At 37.4% G+C, this 22,213-nt stretch carries 19 protein-coding genes, 1 tRNA gene and 2 pseudogenes; 16 read left to right on the top strand and 6 right to left on the bottom strand.

The window, feature by feature from the left end:
* Window positions 1-9: 9 nt before the first annotated feature.
* Together DW640_RS21905 and DW640_RS21900 are read left to right on the top strand one after the other, a co-directional pair.
* Entirely contained in the window at window positions 10-2,889 is a 2,880-nt protein-coding gene (locus DW640_RS21905) for a TonB-dependent receptor (RefSeq protein WP_074859031.1), read from the top strand.
* 19 nt (window positions 2,890-2,908) lie between these two features.
* Window positions 2,909-4,318: a RagB/SusD family nutrient uptake outer membrane protein gene (locus DW640_RS21900; protein ID WP_016268689.1), complete on the top strand. Its 1,410-nt coding sequence runs from the start codon at window positions 2,909-2,911 to the stop codon at window positions 4,316-4,318.
* Between the two features lie 128 nt (window positions 4,319-4,446).
* Here DW640_RS21900 and DW640_RS21895 read toward each other — a convergent pair whose 3' ends face one another.
* The 5 genes from DW640_RS21895 to DW640_RS21875 form a co-directional block, all read right to left on the bottom strand.
* Window positions 4,447-5,106, bottom strand: coding sequence for a MarC family protein (locus DW640_RS21895; protein WP_008763832.1), 660 nt, complete (start codon window positions 5,104-5,106; stop codon window positions 4,447-4,449).
* 61 nt (window positions 5,107-5,167) lie between these two features.
* Window positions 5,168-5,860 carry a YjjG family noncanonical pyrimidine nucleotidase gene (locus DW640_RS21890; RefSeq protein WP_010535336.1) on the bottom strand — a complete coding sequence of 231 codons (693 nt, stop codon included), beginning with the start codon at window positions 5,858-5,860 and terminating at the stop codon, window positions 5,168-5,170.
* Window positions 5,861-5,962: 102 nt separating this feature from the next.
* Window positions 5,963-6,817, bottom strand: a complete 855-nt coding sequence (locus DW640_RS21885) for a hypothetical protein (RefSeq protein WP_008763834.1) — start codon at window positions 6,815-6,817, stop codon at window positions 5,963-5,965.
* A 34-nt stretch (window positions 6,818-6,851) separates the two neighbouring features.
* A complete protein-coding gene (gene rsmI, locus DW640_RS21880; RefSeq protein WP_008763835.1) occupies window positions 6,852-7,526 on the bottom strand; it encodes a 16S rRNA (cytidine(1402)-2'-O)-methyltransferase in 675 nt (224 codons plus the stop codon).
* A 6-nt stretch (window positions 7,527-7,532) separates the two neighbouring features.
* Window positions 7,533-8,252 (bottom strand): hypothetical protein, encoded by a 720-nt coding sequence (locus DW640_RS21875; protein WP_182427190.1) that lies wholly within the window; start codon window positions 8,250-8,252, stop codon window positions 7,533-7,535.
* 141 nt (window positions 8,253-8,393) lie between these two features.
* Here DW640_RS21875 and DW640_RS21870 point away from each other — a divergent pair, with 141 nt between their 5' ends.
* The 3 genes from DW640_RS21870 to DW640_RS21860 all read left to right on the top strand — a co-directional run bounded on the left by DW640_RS21870 (window position 8,394) and on the right by DW640_RS21860 (window position 10,313).
* The gene (locus DW640_RS21870) at window positions 8,394-8,993 is read left to right on the top strand and encodes a thymidine kinase (RefSeq protein WP_008763837.1); all 600 of its coding nucleotides are present in this window, start codon (window positions 8,394-8,396) and stop codon (window positions 8,991-8,993) included.
* Between the two features lie 19 nt (window positions 8,994-9,012).
* Window positions 9,013-10,146, top strand: coding sequence for an AI-2E family transporter (locus DW640_RS21865; RefSeq protein WP_117578950.1), 1,134 nt, complete (start codon window positions 9,013-9,015; stop codon window positions 10,144-10,146).
* 94 nt (window positions 10,147-10,240) lie between these two features.
* A tRNA-Lys gene (locus DW640_RS21860) sits at window positions 10,241-10,313 on the top strand.
* Between the two features lie 39 nt (window positions 10,314-10,352).
* Here the strand turns inward: DW640_RS21860 and DW640_RS21855 are convergent.
* On the bottom strand, window positions 10,353-11,246 hold the full coding sequence (locus tag DW640_RS21855) for an AraC family transcriptional regulator (protein WP_117578949.1): 894 nt from the start codon (window positions 11,244-11,246) through the stop codon (window positions 10,353-10,355).
* 201 nt (window positions 11,247-11,447) lie between these two features.
* On the opposite strand from DW640_RS21855, the gene DW640_RS21850 reads away from it, so the two are divergent.
* The 11 genes and pseudogenes from DW640_RS21850 (at window position 11,448) to DW640_RS21800 (ending at window position 21,734) form a co-directional block, all read left to right on the top strand.
* Window positions 11,448-12,053, top strand: coding sequence for a sugar O-acetyltransferase (locus tag DW640_RS21850; RefSeq protein WP_117578948.1), 606 nt, complete (start codon window positions 11,448-11,450; stop codon window positions 12,051-12,053).
* Entirely contained in the window at window positions 12,050-12,700 is a 651-nt protein-coding gene (locus DW640_RS21845) for an HAD family hydrolase (RefSeq protein ID WP_117578947.1), read from the top strand. Before DW640_RS21850 ends, DW640_RS21845 begins: the two co-directional genes overlap by 4 nt.
* Before the next feature lie 66 nt (window positions 12,701-12,766).
* Window positions 12,767-13,048 carry a hypothetical protein gene (locus DW640_RS21840; protein ID WP_117578946.1) on the top strand — a complete coding sequence of 94 codons (282 nt, stop codon included), beginning with the start codon at window positions 12,767-12,769 and terminating at the stop codon, window positions 13,046-13,048.
* A gap of 43 nt (window positions 13,049-13,091) precedes the next feature.
* Window positions 13,092-13,328, top strand: a pseudogene (locus DW640_RS24105) (hypothetical protein); the annotation flags it as partial.
* Between the two features lies 1 nt (window position 13,329).
* Window positions 13,330-13,555 (top strand): annotated as a pseudogene (locus DW640_RS21830) (clindamycin resistance transfer factor BtgA); the annotation flags it as partial.
* 4 nt (window positions 13,556-13,559) lie between these two features.
* Window positions 13,560-14,537, top strand: a complete 978-nt coding sequence (locus tag DW640_RS21825; protein ID WP_117578945.1) for a DUF5712 family protein — start codon at window positions 13,560-13,562, stop codon at window positions 14,535-14,537.
* Window positions 14,538-14,848: 311 nt separating this feature from the next.
* Entirely contained in the window at window positions 14,849-16,195 is a 1,347-nt protein-coding gene (dndC, locus tag DW640_RS21820; RefSeq protein WP_117578944.1) for a DNA phosphorothioation system sulfurtransferase DndC, read from the top strand.
* Entirely contained in the window at window positions 16,195-18,321 is a 2,127-nt protein-coding gene (gene dndD / locus DW640_RS21815) for a DNA sulfur modification protein DndD (protein WP_117578943.1), read from the top strand. Before dndC ends, dndD begins: the two co-directional genes overlap by 1 nt.
* Window positions 18,311-19,897 carry a DndE family protein gene (locus DW640_RS21810; RefSeq protein ID WP_117578942.1) on the top strand — a complete coding sequence of 529 codons (1,587 nt, stop codon included), beginning with the start codon at window positions 18,311-18,313 and terminating at the stop codon, window positions 19,895-19,897. Before dndD ends, DW640_RS21810 begins: the two co-directional genes overlap by 11 nt.
* 41 nt (window positions 19,898-19,938) lie before the next feature.
* Window positions 19,939-20,454 (top strand): hypothetical protein, encoded by a 516-nt coding sequence (locus tag DW640_RS21805; RefSeq protein ID WP_147326401.1) that lies wholly within the window; start codon window positions 19,939-19,941, stop codon window positions 20,452-20,454.
* On the top strand, window positions 20,451-21,734 hold the full coding sequence (locus DW640_RS21800; protein ID WP_117578940.1) for a DNA sulfur modification protein DndB: 1,284 nt from the start codon (window positions 20,451-20,453) through the stop codon (window positions 21,732-21,734). The genes DW640_RS21805 and DW640_RS21800 overlap by 4 nt, the downstream gene beginning before the upstream one ends.
* Window positions 21,735-22,213: the final 479 nt, after the last annotated feature.

Raw genomic sequence — 22,213 nt, 5'->3', positions numbered from 1 at the left:
GCAAAGACTTTGCAGATTTCGTATATTGGTATGCAAACACAAGAAGTGGCAATCAAGCCAATGGTGAAAGTTACACTGAAATCAGATGCACAAAATCTTGATGAGGTTATTGTTGTGGCTTATGGTACTGCGAAGAAGTCTTCATTCACAGGATCAGCTGCTGTCATTAAGGCAGATAAAATCGTTTCCGGTTCCAAAGAATCTTTTGACAAGGCATTGTCCGGTAAAATGGCAGGTGTGCGCACAGCCTCAGCAACTGGTGACCCAGGATCTATGGCCGAAATCAACATTCGCGGTGTCGGTTCTATCAGTGCTTCTAAAAGCCCGTTGTATGTTATTGACGGTGTTGTAACAAAAGCTGATGACGACATGAACTACTACGGTAAGACTCAAAGCGTATTGAGTACACTGAATCCTGAAGACATTGAGAGCATGACTGTTCTGAAAGATGCCGCTGCTGCTTCATTGTACGGTTCACGTGCCGCAAACGGTGTTATCATCATTACCACAAAGAAAGGTAAAGAAGGAAAAACGAATGTCAGCTATTCAGGTGAAGTAGGCTGGAACAAGATGGCTGTAAATGCTTTCAATATGATGGGATCAGCCGACTTGATTGACTACACTCGCGAATCATTAGCCAACTGTCTGGTTACTTACGGAATAACAGATAGCAAACAAGCAGCATTGAACAACATAGATAACGGAGGTGATATGTTCATTCCTCTGCTCGACTCACCGGCTACTGTTGCTGACTTTATCCATGACCCATCCGGTAAAGTAAATACGAACTGGAAGAAAGAAATCTATCGTACTGCTTTCACTCAAGATCACCAGGTATCTATCAACGGCGGTTCGTCAAAGACTCAGTTCTATGCCGGAGTTGGCTACAATAAGAGCGAGGGTATCGTTCTTGGTAGTGACTTCGAACGTATCTCCGGTCGTCTGAACGTTAATCACAAAGTAAATAACTGGCTGAACGTAGCTCTCAAGCAAATGATAGCCGCTACATCGCAAGATGGTTTCCGCGATCAGGGAGACCAGGCTCAAGGAATGGGTACTTCTTCTCCGATAGGTATTTTATTCGCAATGGACCCGACTGCTCCGGTAAAGAATGAAGATGGTTCATATAATAAAAATGCAGCATGGGGTAAAGTTACCAACCCGCATCTGATGCTAGGTGGTAAAGACAGCGATACAGCTCTGGAGTGGATTCAGACCAAAATGTTCCGTAGCATGACCAATGCAGATGTAACAATCAAATTCTGTGATAAGTTATCACTTAACTCTATCTTTGGTTATGACTATGTAGACAACAAGCACTTTGAATATTGGGATCGCAACAGTGTTAACGGTGGTTCCGTCAGCGGAATGGGTTCTCGTTATACCTTCGAAAGCCGCGTAGCTACCAGCTCTTCTACATTAAACTACACGGATACTTTTAAAGATATGCACAATCTGAACTTGATGGCCGGTTTCGAAGTTGAAAACAGAGACCTGCTGCAGATTGTAACTGTTGCCAAACGTTATTCAAGCCACTATCCCGAATTGGCCAACGGACAACCGGACCAGGCTGCAAGTTCAACCTTGGGAGCCGGCATGATGTCATATTTCGCAAGTGGCAATTATAACTATGATAACAAGTATTATCTTTCTGCCAGTTTCCGTCGTGATGGTTCGTCACGTTTGAGTGAAGACAATCGTTGGGCTAGTTTCTGGTCTGTATCCGGTGCATGGAGAATGAGTAAAGAAGGATTTATGCAAGATATGCCGTTATTTACCGACTTCAAGATCAAAGCATCTTATGGTACAAACGGTAACTTGCCCTCAGATTACTATGGTTACATGGACCTGTATACAGGTTCCGGATACGGAAGTGCTCCTGCTATTTACTGGTCAAGAATGGCAAACGACAAATTAAGCTGGGAAAAATCCAAGAACTTCAATATGGGAATTGAATGGAATATGTACGACCGCGTAAATCTGTCTCTGGAATATTACAATAAGAAGACTACGGATTTGCTGTTCGAAGTACCTACTTCATTAATCACCGGCTTTGACTCCCGTTGGGAAAATCTGGGTGCATTGAAGAACGACGGTTTCGAATTGGAACTCAATTCTAAAAATATCAGCAACAAGAACTTTACATGGACTTCAAACTTCAACCTGACTTACCAACGTGCATTGGTAGACAAACTTCCTGAAGGAAAAGATATCCAGTATGGAGACGGAGAAATGTATCTGCACCGTGAGGGAGAGTCAATGTATACATTCTATCTGCCCGAATGGAAAGGTGTAAATCCTGAAACAGGTTTGGGAGAATTCTGGTTAGATCCTGAAGATCACTCAAAGGGAGTGGTAAATGACTACTCCGAAGCAGGTAAGGGAATTGTAGGAAAAGCATTGCCTGATGTTATCGGTGGATTCAGCAACACTTTCACATACAAAGACTTTGACCTGTCATTCCTGATCACTTATCAGTTTGGTGGTGACATGTTCGATTATCCGGGATATTTCTCTCATCATGATGGCGTAAGAATCGGTTCCATGAACCTGTCAGAAGATGTAGCCGGAAACTACTGGAAAAATCCGGGTGATAAAGTAGACAACCCGATGCCTATCTACGCTAACCCTTATCGTTGGGACAGATTCTCAAGCCGCACAATCAAATCGACTGACAATATTCGTCTGAGAGAAATGACAGTAGGATATACTCTGCCGGTATTGAAGAAGCACATTTCCAACTTCCGCATCTACTTCAGAGCAAACAATCTAGCTATGTTGTGGTCGAAGACTAAAAACATTGACCCGGATGTAGCGATCAATGGTTATCGTCAGGCAGATACACCGGCATTGAGAAGCTGTGTATTCGGCATTAATATCAAATTATAATCTATAAACAGACTGAATAATGAAAAAAATATATTTACCCATTCTATTACTGACGTTGGCAGTATCCTCATGCGATACTTTCGACAAAGTGCCTTCCAGTGAATGGCCTTCAGAAGGTGCTATTAAGACTCTTGAAGATTTACAGTTTGCAGTTAACGGTGTTTATGAGTCTCAGACTTCTTCTATAGACGCGGGAACTAATCCACGTGGCAGCTACGCAGGTGATTTCTTCTTGTACGCCGACCAAAGAGGCAGCGACTTCAAAGCCATCGGTAGCAATAAGCAAACAGTTGATGTATATGCCTACCAGGCTACTAAGAACAGTTCTGATTCATACTATTTCTACAAACGCTTTTATCTTTCTCTGGCAAGAATAAACAAAGTTTTGGAGGGAGTTAAGAAATCCGGTCTGGAAGGAGCTGAAGTTGATGTTCAGGTAGGCGAATTGTATGCTTTGCGGGCACTTTTCCACTTTGACTTGGCCCGCTTGTTCGCTAAACTTCCTTGTAATGCACAGGCCAGCGATCCGGGTATCGTATTGTCTACAGAAGTTTTCGAATCCGGATATACAGCAGAAAGAGCTACTATTGCGAAAACTTACGAAACCATACTGGATGACTTGAAGACTGCATTGGATAATCTCCCAGAAACCAGCAAGGTAGTAACTGCCGGTCATATCGACTATTGGGGAGCCCGTGCACTGAGAGCCCGTGCATATCTCTACATGAATGAGAACAGTAAAGCACTTGAGGACGCCAAATATGTAATCGAAAAATCTCCATACAAGCTGTACACCAGAGATGAATACGAAACAGTATGGACCAAAGTTGGAAGCAGTGAAAGCATTTTCGAGTTCCTGATTACCTCACTCTACAATGCACAACGTAACTCTCTCGGATTCTACACACATGCCGAAGGTTATGCTGAAGCCGGTATCACCGAGGGATTCAAAACTTTCCTTCAAGAACGTCCGGAAGATGTTCGCAGTACTCTGATTGCTGAAGAAAGCGACGGTGGAGATAACGAAGGCTGGTATATCCAGAAGTATCCGGGACGCGACGGAGAAATATATGTAAATAATCCGAAAGTAATCCGCCTGTCCGAAGTATATCTGATCGCCGCAGAAGCTGCATTAAAAGCAGGTGGTGCTGATCCTGCCAGCTATATCAATGACTTGCGTAAGCAAAGAATAGCCGGCTATGAAGACGTTGCTTCTGTTACTATCGATGATATTCTGACAGAACGCAGACTGGAACTTTATGGTGAAGGTCATAACGCCTGGGATACATGGAGAAACAAAAAGGCAGTAACGAATGCCCAGGTTCCGGCCGGTCCGATCAACTATGACGACTATCGTACCGTAATGCCTATTCCGGTTTCCGAGATCAATGTATCTAACGGTAAGCTGAAACAAAACGAAGGCTACTAATACACTGAAACCATTTTAATAACGAGCCCGTTTAACTTTAAGCAGTTAAACGGGCTCGCTTTTTATTTTCCATTTCCGAATTTACACATGAGTGTAATCTTATCCGTTCCTCCCCACAATACAGACTTCTACTTGCAGATACCGCTCAGCCCTTCTCTCACAATATCCGCCAATATCGGCTTCGCTCCACTCACAAAGCATTCCACTGCAATCACCATCAGAATCAATCCCATCAAACGCATCATCACATTATTTCCGGTCTCTCCCAGTACTTTCACCAGTCGGGTGGAAGCACGGAGAATGAAGAACGTCAACAGATAAATCAAAGCGATTGTTCCGATCAATATACCTTTCATGGCGTAAGTATGAGAGTCCTGCATCAAAACGATGGCGTTAGCGATAGCCCCGGGACCACACAACATCGGAATTCCAAGAGGAGTAATGGAGATGTCATCGGCATAGGTTTTAATCTCTTCGTCTTTAAGTTTCATCGGAGTATACCGTGCCTGAAGCATATCAAAACCAATCTTAAAGATAATTACTCCACCGGCAATACGGAAACCATTGGTAGAGATACCGAAGAATTTGAAAAGGAACTGCCCGGCAAAGACAAACACCATCAACGTTATAAACGACACGATGGTGGCACGGCGCACAATAGTCTGTCGCTCCTTATCTGTCATTCCGTGTGTCATGGTCAGAAAGACCGGCATTGTCCCCAAAGGATTGGTCAGCGTAAAGAACGAAGTAAAACAAAGTAAGGCAAATGGCAGAAGCGTACTATCCATGATGTTATCGTATTTTATACATTTATTAGATGCAACAAAAATACGACTTAATCCATAAAACCTACAATAAATTCATTAATTCTTTCAGTGAATGGATATGATAGGTAGGCTGAAAAGGAAAAGCGGTTCGTTCCGTCACATCATAGAAAGCCTGATGCATCCCTACCCCATGCGCTCCGGTAATATCGGCTTCCCAACTGTCACCGATCATTAACGATTCGCGTAACTCGGACTGGGTGGCAGATAAAGCAAAATGAAAGATTTCGGGCCAAGGCTTTAATACGCCAAGGTCCTCCGAAAGAATGATCTTCTTAAAATAACGATCTACTCCTGCCGAACGCATCTTACGCGACTGCAGCTCCCGGAAACCATTGGAAAGGATATACAAATTATATTGCGGCGCAAGATACTCCAACACTTCTTTGGCATGGGGCATCAGACCGCTTTTGGTAGGAATAATGGCAAAGAAATCTTCCGAGAAACGCTCAGCCAAAGCCTCATCCTCCACTCCTACTGCCTGTAAGGGATAAAAGAAACGCTGGCGGTTCAGTTCCTCCTTCGTCACCTTTCCCTCTCCATATTCAAGCCAGAGTTCGGTATTGCGTCGTTGATACAGTGTGTAATAATGATCGAACGAGTCAAAATAGCGGTCAAATGAATATTTCTGATATACTTCTTCAAAGGTGTCGCGTGCATTTCGTGAGAAAGCCCAGATGGTGTCATCCAGGTCAAAAAAGAGATTTTTATATTTCATTGGCTCCGTGATATATATAATATGAGAAATAAAAAAGCCAATGTGCTAATTTCTTGAATTCAGGAATCAGCACATTGGCAATTCTAACCAGGTATGTCTACCTTATTTTACCTGAATAACCAAGTATCTGGATACGCTCCAGAATTCGGCAGGATTAGTAATTTTCAAAGTCAGCTGACCTTTGTCATCTTTCACCAGTTCATAAGAACCTGTCGGATGAGTAGTCAACAACTCAGCACGTTTGGAGTACAACTTGATTTCTTTTGTTGTACGGATATCGATCTGAGTAAAATAATCCTTGTTGAAATCAGCGCTCTTCAGCACGTCACCGCTCTGAAGAATCTTCTGGGCTTTCAACTCTGATTTTGTTCCGAATACGAACCATGCGGCATTCAGACTCTTATCCTGTTCGGCAACGGTTTTAGCTTTCGCTTCGTTCTCGGCAGCCAAAGATTCTTTGGCAGCAGACAGGTCGCTGACAGCTGCATCCAGTTCCTGGATACGAATGTTCTTAGATGCCAGTTCAGTCTGAAGTTCTTCGATACGTTGTTGTTTAGCTTTCAATTCAGCAGTCAGAGCTTCTACAGCTTTCTTCATCTGAGTAGAGTTGTACTTGCTGTTTTTCAGCTGAGCTTCCAGTTTTGCAATCTGAGCTTTGTTTTCTTCCATTTGCTTGGAGATGAATTCAATGTCAGAAGCAATCTGTTGCTTGGCACTGGCTGAATTTTCGGTAATAGTACCACGTTGCAAGTCCACACGGCTTTCGGCAGCATTGATCTTACGGAATCCTTCCTGCACTTCATTGAAAGTTCCCATCATATCATCCAATTCAGCGTTACGCTGTGTCAATTCCATTAAAAGAGAGTCATTTTCAGCCTTAAGGTCTTTGCTTCCACCTTTAAAGTCACACGAAGCCAACATGGCTGCGCACATAAATAAAACTGCTAACTTTTTCATACGTTTACGTTTTACGTTTTTAAATGAAGTTATTTTAATCGTCTATTCCTGCTAATACTATCACAATCTCGCCCCGGGGCTCGGTAGCGGTAAAGTGTTCTATCAATTCCGCCAAACTTCCCCGAACAGTTTCTTCGTGGAGTTTGGATATTTCGCGAGACACGGTTGCCTGACGTTCAGTGCCGAAATATTCGGCAAACTGTGTCAACGTTTTCAACAAGCGGTGAGGCGATTCATAAAACACCATAGTACGATGTTCTTCTGCCAATGCCTTCAGTCGTGTCTGTCGTCCTTTCTTCTGAGGGAGGAACCCTTCGAAACAGAACTTTTCATTCGGCAGTCCCGATGCTACCAATGCCGGAACAAAAGCTGTCGCTCCCGGCAAACATTGCACTTCGATACCGTTGCGCACACATTCGCGGACTACCAAAAATCCCGGATCGGAAATCCCGGGTGTTCCGGCATCCGAAATCAATGCCACAGTTTCACCTGCCTTTATTCTATTAACAACACTTTCCACCGTTTTATGTTCATTAAATTTGTGGTGAGATTGCATTGCATTTTTTATTTCAAAGTGCTTCAGCAAAATACCGGAAGTACGTGTGTCCTCTGCCAAAATCAGATCGACCTCTTTCAGCACCTTGATTGCCCGAAAGGTCATGTCCTCCAGATTTCCTACCGGCGTAGGTACTACATATAACTTTCCCATAAACTTTTATGCTGATTGATTAAAATACTTTTTTAGCAACTCCAGAAAGTCGGCCATCGCCTCATTCTCTTCGTTTACGCTGACTTTCGAGGCAAGAAATGCCACGGCAGTCTTATAAGAACTCATGACTGATATCTGCTCGATAACACGATTCATCAGTTCGGGGTCTCCGCCGAATATCTCACGTGAGAAACGGAAAGAATCATTCAGGCTGATGGAATGACGTAATCCGGCAGCCATCTTTATGCTTTCGCCCAATACGGCAGCTTTCGGCTCCTCTATCAGAAGCGATTCGTCGTCTTCCGACTCATCTTCCGCTTCTTTCTCTTCCATTTCGTCTTCGACAACAGGTTCCTCCATTACTGTTTCTTCCACAGCAGTCTGCAGTTCCTGTACTATCACAGGTTCATCTTCTCCCGGCGTCGTCGCTTCATTCTCTTCCACAACCGGTTCTTCTATCACCGGATATTCGATTTCCTCTATTACAGGGGCTTGTTCTTCAACAATGGGGGCTTCTATTTCCGCTTCCGCTACAGGAGAAGACGAGGCTTCCACCGGCACAGCACTTATCTCTTCCGACAACTGTTCCAAACGCTCCTGCATACGTAGGATGCTCCGCTTCAACAGTTCAGACAAAGTCTGAGTCGGCTCTTTAGAAAACGTATTCATGAGTAGCTTCAGCTCATGAACATCCAGCTCAATATCTGTTAATAGCTTCTGTTTCATTTCCATCCATTGTTATTATGGTGCGAATGTAGGAATAATTTATGCAATAACTTAAAATAATGGATAATTTAACAGTTCTTGTACATCGAATTGTTTACCTTTGTCCACTTATTTATTTAATCAAGAAAGCACAAAAATCACATGGTATTATTTTCAGAAGACCACATACAAGAGACCAGAAGAAGAGGTAGAATAGAGGTAATCTGCGGTTCAATGTTCTCCGGAAAGACGGAGGAATTGATTCGTAGGATGAAGAGAGCCAAGTTCGCACGCCAGCGTGTAGAGATATTCAAACCGGCCATCGACACCCGTTATTCGGAAGAAGACGTGGTATCACACGACAGTCATTCCATCGCGTCCACCCCTATCGATTCATCGGCTAGTATCCTGTTGTTCACTTCTGAAATAGATGTAGTAGGCATCGACGAAGCACAGTTCTTTGATGACGGACTGATTGACGTATGCAGACAGCTTGCCAATAACGGCATCCGTGTCATCATCGCCGGATTGGATATGGACTTCAAAGGGAATCCCTTCGGACCGATGCCTCAATTATGTGCCATTGCCGACGAGGTCTCCAAGGTTCATGCTATCTGCGTGAAGTGCGGTGATCTGGCATCTTTCTCTCATCGTACCGTCAAGAATGACAAGCAGGTACTTTTAGGAGAGACAGCCGAATACGAGCCGCTTTGCAGGGAATGCTACCTCCGTGCACGGGGAGAGGACGGACAGAAGATATAAACTCTATATTAAAATAGATATGGAAAGAAAAAAGATAACATTCGACAGTTTTATACGTGGTTCCATCGGATGTGTACTGGTGGTAGGGATACTAATGCTTGTGGAACGGCTCAGCGGAGTGTTATTACCTTTCTTTATAGCCTGGCTGATCGCCTACATGGTTTATCCGTTAGTCAAGTTTTTCCAGTATAAGCTACGGTTAAAGAGCCGTATTGTTTCTATCTTCTGTGCCCTGTTTCTGATTACTCTTGTCGGAGTATCCTTATTCTATCTGTTGGTGCCTCCCATGGTTTCGGAAATAGGCAGGATGAATGACTTACTGGTAACCTACCTCACCAATGGAGCCGGGAATAATGTACCCAAGAATCTTTCCGAATTCATTCATGAGAATATTGATCTTCAGGCGCTCAACCGTATATTAAGCGAAGAGAATATTCTTGCAGCCATCAAAGATACGGTGCCCAGAGTGTGGGCCCTGCTTGCGGAGTCGCTCAATATCCTGTTCAGCATTCTCGCCTCCTTTATCATATTATTATATGTAATCTTTATATTGCTGGATTATGAAGTCATAGCCGAAGGATGGCTGCATCTGCTGCCCAACAAGTATCGTACCTTCGCATCCAACCTCGTACATGATGTGCAGGACGGCATGAATCGGTATTTCCGTGGTCAGGCACTGGTTGCCTTTTGTGTGGGGATTCTGTTCAGTATAGGCTTCCTTATTATCGATTTTCCGATGGCTATCGCTCTAGGGCTTTTCATTGGAGCGCTTAATATGGTTCCTTACCTGCAAATCATCGGTTTCCTCCCTACGGTCTTATTGGCGATCCTTAAAGCTGCCGATACGGGAGAGAATTTCTGGATTATTATAGCATGCGCACTGGCAGTCTTCGCCATCGTCCAAATTATACAGGATACTTTCCTCGTCCCCAAAATCATGGGAAAGATTACGGGACTGAATCCCGCCATCATCCTTTTATCCCTTTCTATCTGGGGTTCATTAATGGGAATGCTGGGCATGATCATTGCCTTGCCTCTGACCACTTTGATGCTTTCCTACTATCAACGCTTTATTATCAACAAAGAAAGAATAAAATATGATGAAGCAGAAACTACTGATAATCAAGAAACAAGCGACAAAGAGGAAAAATAATTGGAACTTTTTTCTACGAAACACTTGCAGATTAAATAAAAGTAACTACCTTTGCACCCGCAATCAGGAAATAACTGATTCGCAAATAAGGATTGATTCAGTAGCTCAGCAGGTAGAGCACAACACTTTTAATGTTGGGGTCCTGGGTTCGAGCCCCAGCTGGATCACTGAAAATCAAAAGAGTAATTTAAGAAAATCCCTGATAATCAAACATTATCAGGGATTTCTTTTTTTGGCAGATAGCAAGAAACATCTGTTTCAAGCATATTATTACTTTTTCTGAAACTTGAAGGACTACATCCCTTGTATTTCTTAAAGAATTTACTCAAATGGCTTTCATCGGTAAATCCTAGTTCTTCGGCAATCTCACTTATTCTCATTTGACTATGTAACAATCTGCTTTCGACCAATTTTAGTTTATAGCTTAATATGTATTGCTGCATTGTTTCGTTGGTGTGCTTTTTTATATAACGTCCCAAGTAACTTTCAGATATACCAAAATGCTGACTGATTTCTTTTGCTCTAATTTTACCTGTTTGATAGATATTTGCTTGGATATATTGAAGAATATCGAGAGACTTATCATCTGAACATTCATCGACTTGTTGAGGTAAAAACATAGCTATATTTCTTGCCACAACAATAATTATAGTATTTATCAACTGCGTGATAATCTCTTTACTATACAGATTCCTATTTACATATTCCCGAATAATTGCTTCAATCATTGGTTTCACTAATAACTTATCCACCTTATTTCTAAGGATGCAACCCGGTTGATGATTTGCATGTTGCAAAATAAATTCTAATCTCTGGATATTCTCTGAACCAAATATGGCTGAATGTATATAGATGTCATTAAACTTGATGTTAATGAATTTTGTAGTTGTATGAATCTCAAAGGAATGAGAATCATTTGGAGTTATCAAGAACAAGTGTCCATCATGGTATGGAAACATATTATTGTTAATCCATTGAATACCTGTTCCTGTTAAAATATAGACCAGTTCAAAGAAAGTATGCTCATGCTCAGTCAATAACGATTCATTATGCTCGTTAAAGCTGATCTCAAATGGTTGATGCAAATTTTCTTTTTTCATACTCCAAATATAACACATAAAGCAGAATTATACCAATATAACGAAAACATATACCTATATTTGAAATAAAATAGGTATAACTTTGCCACAAATCAAAATTAGATTACTTATGAACTTTTTAGAACCATCAAAACAACGTTATTCAGCAAGAAACAAAAAAGATATAACCGAAATAGTTTCAATCTTATAAACGTAACAATTATGAAAACAGAAATGGAAAAATGTCTGGCTGGTGAATGGTATGATTGTCATAACCAAGTTTTCTTGGATTTAAAGACCCGAACACATAAGTTATTGATGAAATATAATTCATTACCTTATGAGGATAAAGAAGAAAAACACAGCTTGCTAAAAAAGATGCTAGGTAGTATCGGAATGAAAGTTTCGGTTGCCAGTCCATTTATTTGTGATTATGGCTGCAATATACATATAGGGGATAATGTTACTGTAAATACCGGTTGTACCTTTGTGGATTGTAATAAAATCACTATCGAAAGTAATGTTCTTATTGCCCCTAATGTTCAGCTTTATACAGCAACTCACCCTATTGATTTAGATGAACGGCTAGCGCCTGTTGAAACAGAAGATGGAATAAAACGAGTTCGCCGCACTTACGCTTTGCCTATTACAATTGAGGATGGATGCTGGATTGGTGGAGGTGTAATAATCCTTCCCGGAATAACAATTGGGTACGGTAGTGTAATTGGAGCAGGTAGTGTTGTTACAAAAGATATTCCGGCAAATAGTTTAGCTGTTGGAAATCCATGTAAAGTGATACGTCAAATCAATCAAACAAAGAAACTATGATAAAATTGATCGCTTTTGATTTAGATGGTACAATTGCCGATACAATCCCAATGTGTATCGAAGCCTTTAAGCAGGCAGTATCTCCCTATGCATCAAAAATGTTGTCAGAAGATGATATTGTGAAAACATTCGGACTTAATGAAGAGGGAATGATTAAAGAGGTCGTTTCAGAAGATTGGGAAAAAGCTCTGATTGATTTTTATGTGATATACAAAGAAATGCACACAGTCTACATTCAACCATTTGTTGGGATAAGGGAATTGATAACAGAGTTGAAGGAGAACTCAATTATTGTATCTTTAATAACAGGTAAAGGTCAAAGGAGTTGTGATATTACGCTTCGCCATTTTGAAATGGAAGCTCTTTTTGACAGTATTTCAATCGGATCGCCAGATAGAAACACAAAAGCGGAATCAATGGTGAAACTAATGTCAAAATATAATATCCAACCAGCAGAAATGGTATATGTTGGAGATGAATTTTCTGATATTACCGCTTGTAGTAAAGTTGGAATACAATGCTTATCTGCTGCATGGATAGCTTCACTCTCAAAAATGAAGAAATTAGAAAAGGAAAATCAAGGATATGTGTTTAGTTCTATCAAATCACTTCATTCTTTTCTAAAGAAAGAAGCTCATTTAGCTTAGATTCATATTCGTAGATTGATTTTAGTATTTTCTGGCATAATGGATATTTATTGGTAATATAAAAACATGAAATCAGACGTTAAGTCTTTCTATATAATACTTACCATTAAAATTATGCTTATGAATGTATTGTTAAACATGAGGATGTTCGGACTATTCTCTGAAACATCACAAGAAGTAACTAATAATGAAATGCAAAAAGCCTATGGCGAATTTGTTGAACAGATTAGAACTATAAGTAATGGAAATGATTATTCAACTACTTATCGAACTCTTGCAGCTACCCGTATCGAGATAGCTTTACTTGAAACAATACCTCTTTACGGGCAGGGGGAAAAATGCGCTTAAAAAACTGTTCATACAAAAGGTACAGGCTACTATTACCGCAGAAATGGAACTGCTGAATCTAAAAATTCAGTACCCCAGCCAATTTCAAAATAGAATAAACAGCCTTCCACCTTCACCACTCTATTTGACCGACAATACCAACCTAGTTGAAATCATGGAGTTGATTAGTGGACTATTCCTATCGCAAAGAGTAGTAACCCATGCCGGAACAAAATCACCATTAACAGAAATTGGGAGAGCATTTGAACACCTCTCTAATATCAAATTAGGAGATGTTCACACAAACTGCCGTACTTAAAAAGTTAAGTGAGCAGTTTTGTAATCATGCCGATGTTAATAAACAACCAATCCAAACAAATTAATGCTCTCTACCAAATACACCAACGGGGTTATAAAAAGTTGCTTCACCTGATACAACTCTATTCGAAACTTTCTGCTTGCGGTGTGATGGATAGCGAAAGGAAAGAAAACCTGAAAGCTGAAATCAATAATCTGATTAATACATAGGATTATGCACATAGACTTTGCCCCGCCATCAAACGGCACATATAATAATGCCGGGAGTTGCCGACAACTCGCTAATTACATTGAGCATGAAGATTTAGAACGGATAGAAAAGGGAATCTATACCGATGGCCTTTTCGTGAAAACAAAGGACAATATCTATAAATCAAAGGTTATTAAAGATATAGATAGTAATATCGGGCAACTCCTAAAGACGGATGCTAAATTTTATGCTATTCATGTCAGCCCATCAGAAAAGGAACTCCGGGCGATGGGTAACATAAATCAGGAACGAGCCGAAGCCATGAAACGCCACATCCGTGAGATCTTTATTCCAGAATATGCCAATAATTTCAATAAAGAACTATCCGCTTTGGATATAAAGTTTTACGGCAAGATTCATTTTAGCCGTAGTCGATCAGACAATAAATTGAATATGCACTGTCATTTGATTGTGAACCGAAAAGACCAATCCAACAAGAAAAAGCTATCCCCGCTTACTAATCGTAAGAACACCAAGAACGGAATAATTAAAGGGGGCTTTGATCGAGTAAATTTGTTTCAGCAAGCAGAACAAGGATTCGACAAGTTGTTCGGCTATAATCGCCAACAAAAAGAATCATTCCACTATCACAATACTATGAAGAACTGCACCATATCTAAGCAACATAAGCTACAAGAGCAAGAAATTCAATTCAATGAAAGAAAAATTGTAATCAATCAAAATAGCAACCAAGGAAATGTGCTTTCTAGCAATCACGGCAACAAGGAGATTGACAGCCTATCTTTCAACGTAGATAGAAAAAGTACCAAGCAGATTACTACCCCTCAATTCAACAATCAGAAAAGCAATATCTTCGCCCATTCGTTAGCCACTTTTATCACGTCAGCAGCAGACTTTTTGTCTAACTCAAACATTTCTAAAGAACAAATACCAAACAAGCCTACAAAAAGAAAGAAGAAAAGGACGCAAGCTATAGCATAAGAAACTGAAAGCATGATTATTAAATCTGAAATGTCACCACGTAAAACTCAATTATTCGTCCTTCTTCAGTCATATAAAATAAGATCACATTTTATCAACCATTTCATAGAGGAACACTCTCATTCTCCAAAAGAGAAAAACACCTGATAATAAACTGCTTGTATTAAAGCTACTAACAAAGGCTAGAAAGGTATTTTAAGCAAATATTCAAGAAAGAGTAGATTTTGAAGGGCTCAGGTCACAATTTATTTATATATTTGCATATTAAAAAATTAAATGCTATTTTAAGCGTAATTTAATAAGGCTGATATATGTCAAAAAAAATCAACTATATAATTTCAGAACTTAAAGACCAATATTTGATAAATGATAACTTACGACCTTGGATAATTGGGTTTAGTGGAGGAAAAGACTCTACTGCTCTTTTGCAACTCGTTTGGCTAGCTATTTCTGAAGTTCCTTTAGAAGAGCGCAAAAGAGAGGTACATGTTGTTTGCAATGACACACTGGTCGAGAATCCTGTTATACAAGCCTATGTATATGAAGTTCTAAAGAAAATTAAGGAAGCAGCCGCATCAATGGATATGCCTATTAGAGTAGAAACTACTATCCCTCGTTTAGAAGATACATTTTGGGTAAATGTGATTGGAAGAGGATATCCAGTTCCTAATAATGCATTTCGTTGGTGTACTGACAAGATGAAAATTAAACCTACATCTCGTTTTTTGACAGATCAAGTTGCAGAAAATGGAGAAGCAATTATCCTAATTGGAACTCGAAGTTCAGAAAGTACCACAAGAGCCAAGTCTATAAGAAAACATGAAATAAGGGGTAAAAGACTTACTAAACACCCACATAACCCAAATACTTATGTTTATTCTCCAATCAAAGATTTACTGTTAGAAGAAGTTTGGTATATCATCAATGCGATGACATCTCCTTGGGGAGCAAATAATTCTGAATTATTCCAGATATATATGGATGCAAGTGCCGATGACTATGAATGTCCGACCATTGTCACTGACAAGAGTCATCGTTCTTGTGGGCAAAGCCGTTTTGGATGTTGGACTTGTACTGTTGTAAAGGAAGATAAATCGCTAACATCATTAGTAAATAAAGGACTAACATGGTTAGAGCCTCTTCTGAGATTACGTGAAAGTATGGTAGAAGAACGTAATAAATCCCAAAACCGCCTTCCCATACGTCGCAACATGAAGAATGCAGTAAATGAAGATGGAGATAATCTAGGTACTTATGACCCAGAATATCGAATTAAATTATTAGAGCAAGTGCTGAGTTCTCAACGTGCTATTCAGAAAGAAAATTCAAATATTGAGCTAATAACAAACCAAGAGTTAGTTGCAATTCAAGTTATTTGGCATCGAGATGCAGCATATTATAATTTAAAGTTTTCAAAGACTGTATCGAGTATTTACAATAAGATTTATGATAAAGAAATGGAAATGGAAAGACATGCCGAAAAAATACAAAGAGAAATTGATTTACTTAAATCAGTTTGCGAAGACGAACCATCGGATTATGAATTAATCAACGAATTATTAACATTACAGCGAAATAAGGCGTTATTGAATCGTAAAAGAGGTCTTAAAGATGATATAGAACGAGTTATAGAAAAATACTTAAATCGTCCGGCATAATGTATATAAAAGAAATTGAACTAAATAACTTTAGGATATACAAGGGAAGAAATGTTATTTCTTTGTTACCTTCTGATGACAAAAATGTAATAGTCATTAGTGGGAAAAATGGATTTGGTAAAACAACATTCCTAATGTCTCTTGTTTGGTGTCTATATGGCAAACAAATGGAGAAAGTTGATGATTTATATGAGAAGGAAATTAGAGATAAAGGGAATTATACAAAGTACATTTCTGAAAGTTTAAATAGAAAAGCAAGAGAAGAAGGCGACAAAGAATTCTCTGTATCTGTTACATTTTGCGATGTTAAAATACCAGATATAACTTGTTCTGAAATCACGATTAAACGAACATACAATGTTATAACTTCCGCTTCCGACAAGGTAGAAGTCCTTATAGACGGCTATCAAAACGAATTAATAGACGATTTATCGAAGAACAATCAGCAAGGAGAAGAAATATTTATTCGTGATTTTATCTTACCTATTGAAATTGCTAAATTCTTCTTTTTTGATGCGGAAAAGATTGTTTCATTAGCAGAGGTAAACTCAACACAGCAACGACAGCAATTAAGTAAAGCTTATTCCGAAGTATTAGGAATACAAAAATATGAAGACCTTAAAGCAAGTCTTGAAGAAAAACAAGATGATTATCGTCGTCGGTCTGCCAAACCAGAAGAGAAAAAAGAATTAAATCAGCTTCAAACAGATATAACAAACACTCAGATAACAATGAGTGATATCAACTCTCAAATAGATGATATTAAAGAGAAGCGTAACACTCTAGAGAAAGAATCAGAAGAAATCCAACGAAAGCTGATTCGTGAAGGTGATAAGATGTCTCTTGAAGAATTAAATGAGTTAAAAGAAGTACAAGTTAGACTTAGCCAAGACATCATTATAAAACAAGATAGTCTAAAAGAGTTATTTGATATTATACCATTTGCTTTAGCAGGTGAAACAGTGGCTAATGTTTTAGAACAGCTTAATAATGAGAAAATACTTTCTGAACAAAAGTATAAACAGGAAGATGTATCAGAAAAAATAAATCGCATTCAAGCAGATCTCGAAAATGCTAAATCAAAATCTGATTTGTGTTTTGATCCGAACACAGTAAAAATTAAAAATTTCTACGAAGAACAAATAAAGATATTAATAAAAAAATATTTTTATTCAGATATTGTAGAATTACCAAAGTCATTCAGTGTACTTCATGATTTCTCAGGGAATCAAGCCAATGAATTTTCTCAACTTGTAAATACTATAAAACATAGCTTTAAAGATAAATTTGCACAGTTGAATACTGAATATTTATATATAAAAAATCAACTTGATTCAATCAATAGAAAATTAAGAGACGCGGAAAATAACGCAGAAGATGAATATATATCTAGCCTGAGAGAAAAGAAAGATAATATAATTAACAATATTATTAGATATGATAATGAAATTGAAGCTCTAAATCGAAAAATCGGAGAACAATCTAATGAACTGAAAGCATATAGACAAAGACAAGAAATTTTGCGTAGAAAAATAGATGAATCTTCTGTTTATTCACAAAAAGAAAGAAAAACAAAACAGCTGATAATGAGGCTTCAAAATTTCATTGTTCAATTCAAAGATGAAAAGAAAAAGTCTTTAGAAGCCAAAATGCTTCAGTCTCTAAGTATCTTGATGCATAAGAAAAACTTTATTCAGCGTGTTGATGTTGATATTAATGCAACAGGAGATGATATTGACATTGTTCTTTATAGTAAAAGTGATAAAGTTATAGATAAAAGCTCTTTGTCAATGGGAGAACGCCAAATGTATGCATCTGCCCTATTGAGTTCTCTTGTAGATGAATCAGAAATTGAATTTCCTGTTTTCATAGATAGTCCTATGCAAAAATTCGACGAACAACATGCTGAAAACATCATAAGATATTTTTATCCAAATGTATCAAAACAGGTTGTTATATTCCCGCTAATAAATAAGGAATTAACAGAAAAAGAATATTCAATACTCTTGCCTAAGATTTGTCGTGCATATTTAATTGATAATATATCGACTGATAGTTCAGAATTTGTAGAAGCTCCATCGGATAAATTCATCGAAAAATACAATCAAAAATATAATGCAGATTAATATTAAGACTTCCGAGCAGAACCAAATAGTTGTTAAAAGTTTAACAACAAAATTACCATATGGAACAAAAGAAAATGTAATAGCCCGTATTGCTTTGGGATATTCTTTGCAAACAGGAAAAAAGTTCCAAACAACTGATTTCAATTTATATGATTCAAAAGGAAAAGAATATAAAGACCATACTCTTTTTGATGAAAAATATCGTGATTTCTACATAGCTTTAATTTGTCAACATTATGGAATATACAAGACTGATGATGTAAATATTCCTAAGTATATAAAACTACATATTGATCATGGCTTAGAATCATTAGATAAAATATTTCAAGAGAGTTATAACTATACTTTCTTTGATTTTCTTATTGAATATATTGAAAAAGGGACATTACCACTAAATGGTTTAAACGTTGTGTTAGGAAGTGTACCTAATAATCAGCAGCATATTGAAAAATCATATTTTTCCGAACTTATAAAACTGGAAATTGGAACTATTATTGGATCTAATGAACCAATCCATATCGGATTTAATGATTCAAAAATATACAATAATAACCATGTAGCCGTAGCTGGTAATTCTGGAACAGGTAAAACACAATTTGCCTTAGAGTTTGTGACTCAAATTCATGAAAAATCAAATGGTCATGTCAATTTCATATACCTAGACTTTAAAGGTCTAAAAAATGATGACATAAAAAACATGACTCCCTTTTTTAATAGAACAAAAACCGAATTTATTAATGTACCAGATACACGATTTCCCATAAATCCGCTTACATTTATTGATAACGTAAATGAATCTAATAAAAATATGGGAATTGATAAGTTCGTAGATATTGTTTGTAAATATTCAAATTTAGGGGTAAAACAGAAAGGATTGTTAAGAGAAGCTACTCAAAATGCTTTTATTAATCAAAAAGGAGGAGCATATCCAACCTTAAATCAAATCAATGAAATATTATTAGAACTTATTGGAGACAAAAGAGATACACTGACTGAAATCATGGGAGAATTAAGTCGCTATCCAATATTTTTAGATGATCCCAAAAATTCATCTAATTTTTTATCTAAAAATCTCTATTTGTCTTTGTCTGGAGACTTGTCGAATTCCCTCCGATTTACATCTTTATTCCTTATCATAAATTACATATACAATACATTTATGAATATGGAAAATACTCCAGTTGAGAATGGAGTTAGAGCAATGCGATACATTATTTTAATTGATGAAGCACATGTGTTATTTAAAGAAAAAAAGTATCAAGAGATTTTGGAGAAAATATTAAGAGAGATACGTTCTAAAGGTGTTTCTATTGTATTATTATCACAAGGAATTGAAGAATATAACCAATCTGATTTTGATTTTTCTTCAATGTGTGAAATGGCATTTTTACTCGACATTAAGGATAAAAACACAAAGATTATTGAGAAATTTCTTGGGCTGTCAAGTAAATATTCATATGCGATTTCAAAGAGTATGGAAAAAATCGAAAAAGGGCAAGCTATTACAAATATAAAAGAGTTTAAACCAGCCGAAAGATTTAAGGTCAAACAGTATTGGGAAAGAAATTCCAAATAAAACAATCGCATTTTATTTTTACATTATTAGAAATAGTAATTATGAGCTTAGATATAACAAACGAATCGATACTAATAGAAAAAAGCCACAGATGGCAAAAAGTCTGCATTGATATTGACGTATGGAATCAAGAGAAGAAAGTAGATAAAAACAGATTTAACAATTGGACTGAGATTAAGTTTACAGAAACAAACCTATCACTCATGGAAAAGATGCGAGGTAAAGAAGGTATTTATATGTTTGTTGTAAAACCAAATATGCCTTTTACTTGTTATCATTCATATATTCTATATGTAGGTGAGACAAATGATTTATATAGACGATATCAGAATTATCTCAGATATAAAGATTCAACTCATCCATCTGATCTAAAAAAAAGAATAATGACCCTCGTTTGGAAAGATTTTTTATATTTCAATTTTTTCGAAACAGATTATGGTTCTACTAGTGAGAGAGAAAAAGAAGAATATGATTTAATAGATTCAATTGTTCCACCCATGAATGATGATTTTAGGTCAATTGTACTAAAACAAAATATAAAATTATATAGAAGATGAAAGCTTTATACCTTCCTTCAATCACTGGACAATTTTCCCATTGGAGATATTATCAGATGATAATGTCGGTAGAAAATATTGTTGAAGAACTCCCCTATTTATCAACAGATATTAAATATAGAGTTAAGACCACAGATGAAGTTGATGAGATAAACTCCGCTGCAGTAAATGAAATGCTCCAACGATTATTTGATGAAAGAAGACTGCAACCTATCAAAAACTATCTATTACAACAATCCGATAAATATGTCAATAATCTTACCATTGCGGTCTATGGTGGAGACCCAGAGTGGCTTCCTATCGGATTAAAAGCATTGCATGACTTAGAAGGATACAGTGAAGAACAAATTGAAGAGGTAGAAAAAACATTTGGTATCATAAAGTTGAGAGGTGATGAAATAATGTTCGTTCTTGATGGACAACATAGGGTTAAAGGTTTAAGAGAAGCAGTAAAGGAGAACCCTGATATATTAAAGGAGCAAATAGCAATTACTCTTATAGCCCATAATCCTGATGACGCAGGAAAAGAGAGAACAAGACGATTATTCACGACTATAAACAGATATGCAAAGCCTGTTTCACTTGGTGAAAGTATATTATTAGATGAAGACGATGTATCAGCAATTATAACGAGATATTTGATAAATGATCATCCCTTATTATCAAAAAACAATGTTGTAGCACAAAATAAGACCGCAGAACTTAAGTTTCCTACTGACAATGATAAAATAACAACAACAATATGTCTCTATAATATCAATGAGATATTTATACCTAAAAGTATTTATCCTCCATATGAAGGAGCGCAATCAAACTTGGTTCGTGTAAGACCTAGTAATGAAGCTGTTTTGAACGAATATAAAAGTAAAATATTCAAATATTGGGATCTTTTTTTCAAACTATTTAAAGATGCCCATGACTTTATTAATAATCCACAAGGCTTTAGAGATAATGTTGGTAATCTGTTTTTTTTAAGACCAATAGGGCAAGAGGTTATTTTCAATTTAATATTTGAACTTGAGCAATTAGGAAAGTTAAACGAAAAGATAGATAGCATAAAGAAAGTTGAACCTCAACTTAATTCAAATTTTTGGAATTACATTCTATACGATCCTTACAAACAAAGAATGTTAGTAAATAAAAGTTTAGCAAAACACTATCTTCGATATCATTTTGGTTTATATTTATCAGCCATGCAACTAAAATCACTAAAGAATAATTATAAAAAAAACTCAGGAGATCTTCAGTTAGAATTACCATCTCCAGCTTTTGCAGAATAAAAAAAATAATAAAAAGACAGGATTTTACAATGACTTTGCTAAAAGTCAGAAATATTATATACCTTTGCTTTTAGTATTCTCCATGAGCAAACTACCGCAAAAGCACGTAGCAAATTAGTGGGATAAATCATGGGATATGCTTGAAGCAAAAAATATAAAGTTTTAAATATCAGCGTGGTAACTCCTATTGGAGAATCCCAGGCGGATCACTAAAATAAGAGAGCAATTCAAAGTTATTTTTTGAGTTGCTCTTTTTCATAACGCAAGATGTACAATATTTTAAACCAAGGATGATGGTAAAAAGAATAAAGAGGTATACTCAATATCTGTCCGAAAGCAGCACAATAAGAAATTAAATTTCCTATTATAAAGAATCTAAAACAAATACAAATGTCGAAATCGTACAATAGGAATCCTATACGATTGCTTATATGTAAGCCCCCGATAAAGTACCCGTTGTCTTTGTATCTTTAAGTCTC

This window comes from Bacteroides sp. AM23-12 (assembly GCF_003434395.1).
Classification (GTDB): Bacteria; Bacteroidota; Bacteroidia; order Bacteroidales; family Bacteroidaceae; genus Bacteroides; species Bacteroides thetaiotaomicron.
This window is presented reverse-complemented; position numbering and strand designations above follow the sequence as displayed.